This window comes from uncultured Halorubrum sp. (genome assembly GCF_937146585.1).
Taxonomy (GTDB): Archaea; Halobacteriota; Halobacteria; order Halobacteriales; family Haloferacaceae; genus Halorubrum; species Halorubrum miltondacostae.
The window spans coordinates 1-5,597 of the sequence record NZ_CAKZRO010000171.1; the positions used below are offsets into that span (position 1 = coordinate 1).

Annotated in this window: 4 protein-coding genes and 1 tRNA gene; 1 reads left to right on the top strand and 4 read right to left on the bottom strand. The window is 67.3% G+C overall.

Translation table 11 applies throughout. The annotated features are described in order from the left end of the window. The 4 genes from Q0116_RS14120 to Q0116_RS14135 all read right to left on the bottom strand — a co-directional run. A partial coding sequence (locus Q0116_RS14120; RefSeq protein ID WP_297889722.1) for a DNA-directed RNA polymerase subunit A' occupies positions 1–1,522 on the bottom strand: 1,522 nt, incomplete at its 3' end. Positions 1,523–1,528: 6 nt separating this feature from the next. Further along, a complete protein-coding gene (gene rpoB, locus Q0116_RS14125; RefSeq protein WP_297889726.1) occupies positions 1,529–3,358 on the bottom strand; it encodes a DNA-directed RNA polymerase subunit B in 1,830 nt (609 codons plus the stop codon). Between the two features lies 1 nt (position 3,359). Then, on the bottom strand, positions 3,360–4,925 hold the full coding sequence (locus Q0116_RS14130; RefSeq protein ID WP_006111499.1) for a DNA-directed RNA polymerase subunit B'': 1,566 nt from the start codon (positions 4,923–4,925) through the stop codon (positions 3,360–3,362). Continuing rightward, complete coding sequence (locus tag Q0116_RS14135) at positions 4,922–5,152, bottom strand: DNA-directed RNA polymerase subunit H (protein ID WP_004599097.1); 231 nt, start codon at positions 5,150–5,152, stop codon at positions 4,922–4,924. The genes Q0116_RS14130 and Q0116_RS14135 overlap by 4 nt, the downstream gene beginning before the upstream one ends. Before the next feature lie 290 nt (positions 5,153–5,442). Here Q0116_RS14135 and Q0116_RS14140 point away from each other — a divergent pair. After that, positions 5,443–5,515: transfer RNA gene (locus Q0116_RS14140), tRNA-Asp, on the top strand. Positions 5,516–5,597: the final 82 nt, after the last annotated feature.

Sequence of the window (5,597 nt, forward strand, 5' to 3'; positions counted from 1 at the left end):
ACGGCATCACCACGACCTCGTGGGCCATGATGGACATCCGGTGCAGCGACGGCTGCCGGTTGAAGATCACGATGTCGCCGTCCACGAGGTGGCGGTTCACCTCCCAGTCGGCCTCGACCTTCTCGGCGAGCTCCTCGCAGTTCTTCTCGGTCACCTTCAGTCGGCGGCCGTCGGGGCGGCGCACGTAGTTCGCGCCGGGGTGGGCCTCGGGGCCGTTCCGGACGTACTGCCGCGCCTCCTCGACGTTACGCTCGGTGACGTTGAGCGTCTGGGTCATCTCCTTGGCGACGCGGTCCGGGACGCCGACCTCGTTCAGCGAGAGGGTCGGGTCCGGCGAGATGACGGTCCGGGCGGAGAAGTTGACGCGCTTCCCCGACAGGGAGCCGCGGAAGCGGCCCTCCTTCCCCTTCAGCCGCTGGCTGAGGGTCTTGAGGGGACGGCCGGAGCGGTGTCGCGCCGGCGGCGTCCCGCTGATCTCGTTGTCGACGAACGTGGTGACGTGGTACTGGAGCAGTTCCCAGAGGTCCTCGATGATCAGCTGCGGCGCGCCCGCCTCGCGGTTCTCCATGAACCGCTGGTTGATCCGGATGATGTCGACCAGCTTGTGCGTGAGGTCGTCCTCGGAGCGCTGGCCGTTGTCGAGCGTGATCGAGGGGCGGGTGGTCACCGGCGGGACCGGGAGCACCGTCATGATCATCCACTCCGGGCGGGAGTGCTCGGAGTCGATGCCGAGGACCTCGAGGTCTTCGTCCGGGATGTCCTCGAACCAGTCGCGGATGTCCGAGGGCATCAGCTTGTTCATGTCCTCCTCGGTGAGGTCCACGTCGAGCGCCTTCTCGATGGCGCGGCGGTCCTCCTTTCGCGGGCGGAACTCGCCGGCCATGATCTCGTTGATCCGGTCGACGGCGATGTCCGTCTTCTCGGCGAGCTCCTGGGGCGAGGTGCCCGGGTCGTCCGCCTCCTCGTCGGGCTGCATCGCGGCCGCGATGCGTTCGGAGTAGTCGCCCGAGAGCACGTCCTGGACCTCGTAGTAGGTGGTCGGCTTCTCGTGTTTGATGTCCGCCTGCGGCTCGCCGCAGAACGGGCACGTCGACGCCTTGCGGGCCTGCCGGACGGCGGCCTTCAGCACGTCGTGTTCGTCGTCGCCGAGCTCCTTCGCCCGCTCGTAGCGGTCGCGGAACTCGTCGCGCTGCGCGTCGTCCAGGGCGAGGCGACCGCACTCGCGGCACGTCGAGCGCAGCAGCCGCCGGATGAGCTTCGTGAAGCCCACGTGGATGACCGGCGCGGCCAGTTCGATGTGGCCGAAGTGGCCGTTACAGGAGCCGGAGTGGGAGCCGCAGGTCCGACACTCCAGGCCGGGGTCGATGACGCCCAGTCGCGGGTCCATCAGCCCCATGTCGATCGGGTAGCCGTCGTCGTCGTACGTGTCGGCCGTGATCACCTTCGTCGCGGACATGTCCCGGTACGTCTCCGGGTCCATGAGGCCGAAGTCGATCCCGCCGAGCACTTTCGGTGTTTGCATTGACATCTAAATCGCGTCCTCCAGTTCGAGTTTCGGTCGGATGCCGAGGGCGATCATCTCGTCGAGCAGCAGCTTGAACGCGTAGCTGACCTCCAGCTCGTGAATGTCGTCCTCGTCGCCCGTGACCGGGTCGTACACGCGGCGCTGCTCGCGGTCCTCGACGGCGACGAGTCCGGTCTCCGCGGAGACGTGGACCGTCTCGGCGTCCGAAGACTCCAGCAGCCGCTCGTTGAGCACCATCGACGCGCCGTGGCCGATGATCGTGTCGCGCTCCATCTCCCCGACGCGCAGCCCGCCCTCGCGGGCCCGCCCCTCGGTCGGCTGGCGCGTGAGCACCTGGACCGGCCCGCGCGAGCGGGCGTGGAGCTTGTTCGACACCATGTGGTACAGCTTGTGGTAGAAGATCGTCCCGACGAAGATCTCGGCGTCGATCTTCTCGCCGGTGACGCCGGAGTACATGACCTCCTTGCCGGAGGACTCGAACCCGTGCTCCTCGAGCTGGTCGCGGAGCTCCTCTTCGTCTTCGCCCTGGAACGGCGTCCCGTCGACGCGCGAGCCGCGGAGCGAGCCGACCTTCCCGCCGAGCATCTCCAGCACGTGGCCGACCGTCATCCGCGACGGCAGCGCGTGCGGGTTCATCACGAGGTCGGGGACGACGCCCTCCTCGGTGAACGGCATGTCCTCCTGGGGCGCGAGGTGGCCCACGACGCCCTTCTGGCCGTGGCGGGACGCGAACTTGTCGCCGAGTTCGGGGACCCGCTGGTCGCGCACCTTCACCTTCGAGAGCTTGGAGCCGTCCTCGCCCTCCATCAGCGTCACGGTGTCGACGACGCCCGACTCGCCCGAGCGCATCGTCACCGAGGTCTCGCGGCGCTTCTGCGGGGAGAGGCCGCCCATGTCGTCGGGCTCCTCGAGGAAGCGCGGCGGGCTGGTCTTGCCGAGCAGGACGGACGACTCGTCCACCTTCGTCTCCGGGTTGACGAGGCCGTCCTCGTCGAGGTGCGTGTACGCGTCCTCGCCGCGCGCGCCGCGCACGTCCTGGTCCGGGATCTCGAAGCGGTCCTCCTGCCCGCCAGGGTAGCGGCGCTCCTCGCCCTCGTAGGTCCGGAAGAAGTGCGAGCGGGTGAGCGCGCGGTCGACGGAGCCCTGGTTCATCACCAGCGCGTCCTCGATGTTGAACCCCTCGTAGCTCATCACGGCGACGACGAAGTTCTGTGCGGCCGGGCGCTCGTCGAAGCTGATCTGGTCGGACGTCTGCGTCTTCACCATCGCCAGCTGCGGGTAGTGGAGGAGGTGCTGACGCGTGTCCGGCCGGATCCGGTAGTTCGCCGAGGGGAGCCCGAGCGACTGCTTCATCATCCCCGCGCCCATGGTGATCCGCGGGCTCGCGTTGTGCTCGGGGTACGGGATCATCCCCGCGCCGATGCCGAAGATGAGCTGCGGGTCGATCTCGAGGTGCGTGTGGTCCTCGGTCACGTCCTCCTCGTCGACGGCGACGAGGATGTCCTCCTCCTCCTCGGCGTCGATGAACTCGACGTAGCCGCGCTCGACGAGGTCCTCGAACTCGACGTCGCCGCGTTCGAGCGCCTCGACCTCCTCGTTCCCGAGGAGCGGCTCGCCGTTCTCGACGACGATGAGCGGGCGTCGCGCCCGCCCCGCGTCGGCGTTGACGATGACCTCGCGCGTCCGGTCTTTCACCGAGACGTTCACCATCTCCGAGACGTCGCCGCGGCGGCGCGCCTCGCGGATCTGCTCGGCGAGCTCGTCCGGATTCTCGTGGGTGCCGACGAGGCTCCCGTTGACGTACACCTTCGCTTCGCGTTCTGCTTGTGCCATGTTAGTCGTCCGCCGTCTGTCGTTCGACGCCCTCGATGCCGGGGATCCCCTCGACACCCATCGACGCCAGTTCTCGTTTCAGCCCCTGTTCGTCCTCGACGGTCTGCGAGAGCTCCATCGCCTGCGCGAAGTTCTTCACGAGCCCGCAGTTCGGCCCCTCCGGCGTCTCGGAGGGACAGATGCGACCCCACTGGGTCGCGTGGAGGTCCCGCGCCTCGAAGTGCGGTTGCGACCGCGACAGCGGCGAGCGCAGCCGGCGGAGGTGCGAGAGCACGCCCATGTAGTCCGTCCGGTCGACGAGCTGGGAGACGCCCGAGCGGCCGCCGACCCAGTTCCCCGTCGCGATCGGGTGTTCGAGGCGCTCGGTCAGCACGTCGGAGCGGACCACCGTGTTGACGGTGAGCTGCCGGTTCCGCATGTTTGCGCGTTCGAGCTGGTACTTCACGTCGCGCGCCAGCTTGTTCAAGGCGGTGCGGAACAGGTCGCGCATCAGGTCGCCGGACACCTTGAGGCGCTTGTTCGCGTAGTGGTCCTTGTCGTCGGCCTCGCGGCGGTCCAAGGCGAGTTCGAAGCACGCCTCGGCCATCCGGCAGAGGTAGTACGCCTTGTTGATCCGCACGTCCTCCTCGTCGACGCCCTCCTCGTGGAGGTGCGGGAGGAGGTAGCGGTCGATGACGTAGTTCGCCCGCTTGAGCTGGTAGTTCTTCCCCTGGCCGCTCGCGACGCGCTCGCCGAGGGTCTCGATGGCCTCCTCGGTCGTCTGGACCGAGGCCTCCTCTAAGTTCTCCAGCATGAACTTCACGATCTCGGGGTCGTCCGAGACGCGGTGGACGATCTCCTCGTCGGACTCGAGCCCGAGCGCTCGGACGAGCGTCACGAAGTCGATGGAGCCGGAGACGGAGGGGAACGACACTTCGAGCAGCCCCTCGCGGTTGCGCTCGCAGAGCACCAGCGCGCGGTACCCCCGGCGCTGGGAGAACGTCTTCGCGACCTGGATCTCGTCGCCGTACTTCGAGTCGTACTCGGCGAGGATCTTGTTCGGCGCGAGGTCCTCCGAGGTCATCAGCACGCGCTCGGAGCCGTTGACGATGAAGTAGCCGCCGGGGTCGACGGGGTCCTCGCCGATGTCGATGAGCTCCTCGTCGGAGAAGCCCGCCATGTTACACTTGTCCGAGCCGACCATGATCGGCATCCGACCGACCTTCGTCTCGGTCGTGTCGACGACCTGCTCGGGCTCGTCCTCGCCGCCGCGGACGATGGACATCTCCATGAACACGGGGGCCGAGTAGGTGATGTTCCGGAGGCGCGCCTCCTGGGGGTAGAGCAGCTCCTCGGAGCCGTCGGCCTCGCGGACGCGCGGCGTGACCATCCGCACGTCACCGAGTTCGACGTAGACGGGCTCTTGGCCCTCCTTGTCGCCGATGTCTGTCTCGATCGTCTCCTTCTCGTCGACGACTTCCTGCATGCCGCGGTCCAGGAAGTTGTTGAACGAGCGGAAGTGGTGTTCGGCGAGCCGTTCGTCCGAGAAATACTCGCGTGAAACCACGCGTCGATCTTGCCTGTTCATGAGACGACCAGTCGGTACACGACCGCCTCGTCGGTCGTGCGGGAGTCGCGGACGATCTTCACCACGTCGCCGACCTCGGCCTCGTCGGGGAGCGCGGGATCCGTGCGTTTGATCTTCGGTAAGTTCGTTTTCTTCACGTCGTACTCCGCCAGGACCTCCTCGACCTCCTCGGGGTCGTCGAGGAGGACGTGGTCCGGGACGAGTTCGTGTTGGCTTACGTCTACCATGGGTGCTGGTGGTGGGGAGAAGCTATCACGAGATACTACAGGTACGTATATACGCCAGCGGCATAAGACTTACCAAGCGCCGCCGCGCACGGCTGGCGGGTCGGGGGGCGTTCGACACTCCCACACACGCGAGGTCGACACAAAAGGATACCGGAGGCGACCGCGATCGCGGCCTCGGCCACCCCCTCCGCGCCGCGGCTCGGGGCCCCGGATTCCCTGTCACCGACCCGCACTCCCGACAGGGATGACAAGCCTTATTTGCCAGACAGGGGTACGAGTTGATGCGACAAGCCCGGATGGTGTAGTGGCCCATCATACGACCCTGTCACGGTCGTGACGCGGGTTCAAATCCCGCTCCGGGCGTCCCCACGCTCGGGGCCGTCGTTGTCTGCCCGGATGGTGTAGTGGCCCATCATACGACCCTGTCACGGTCGTGACGCGGGTT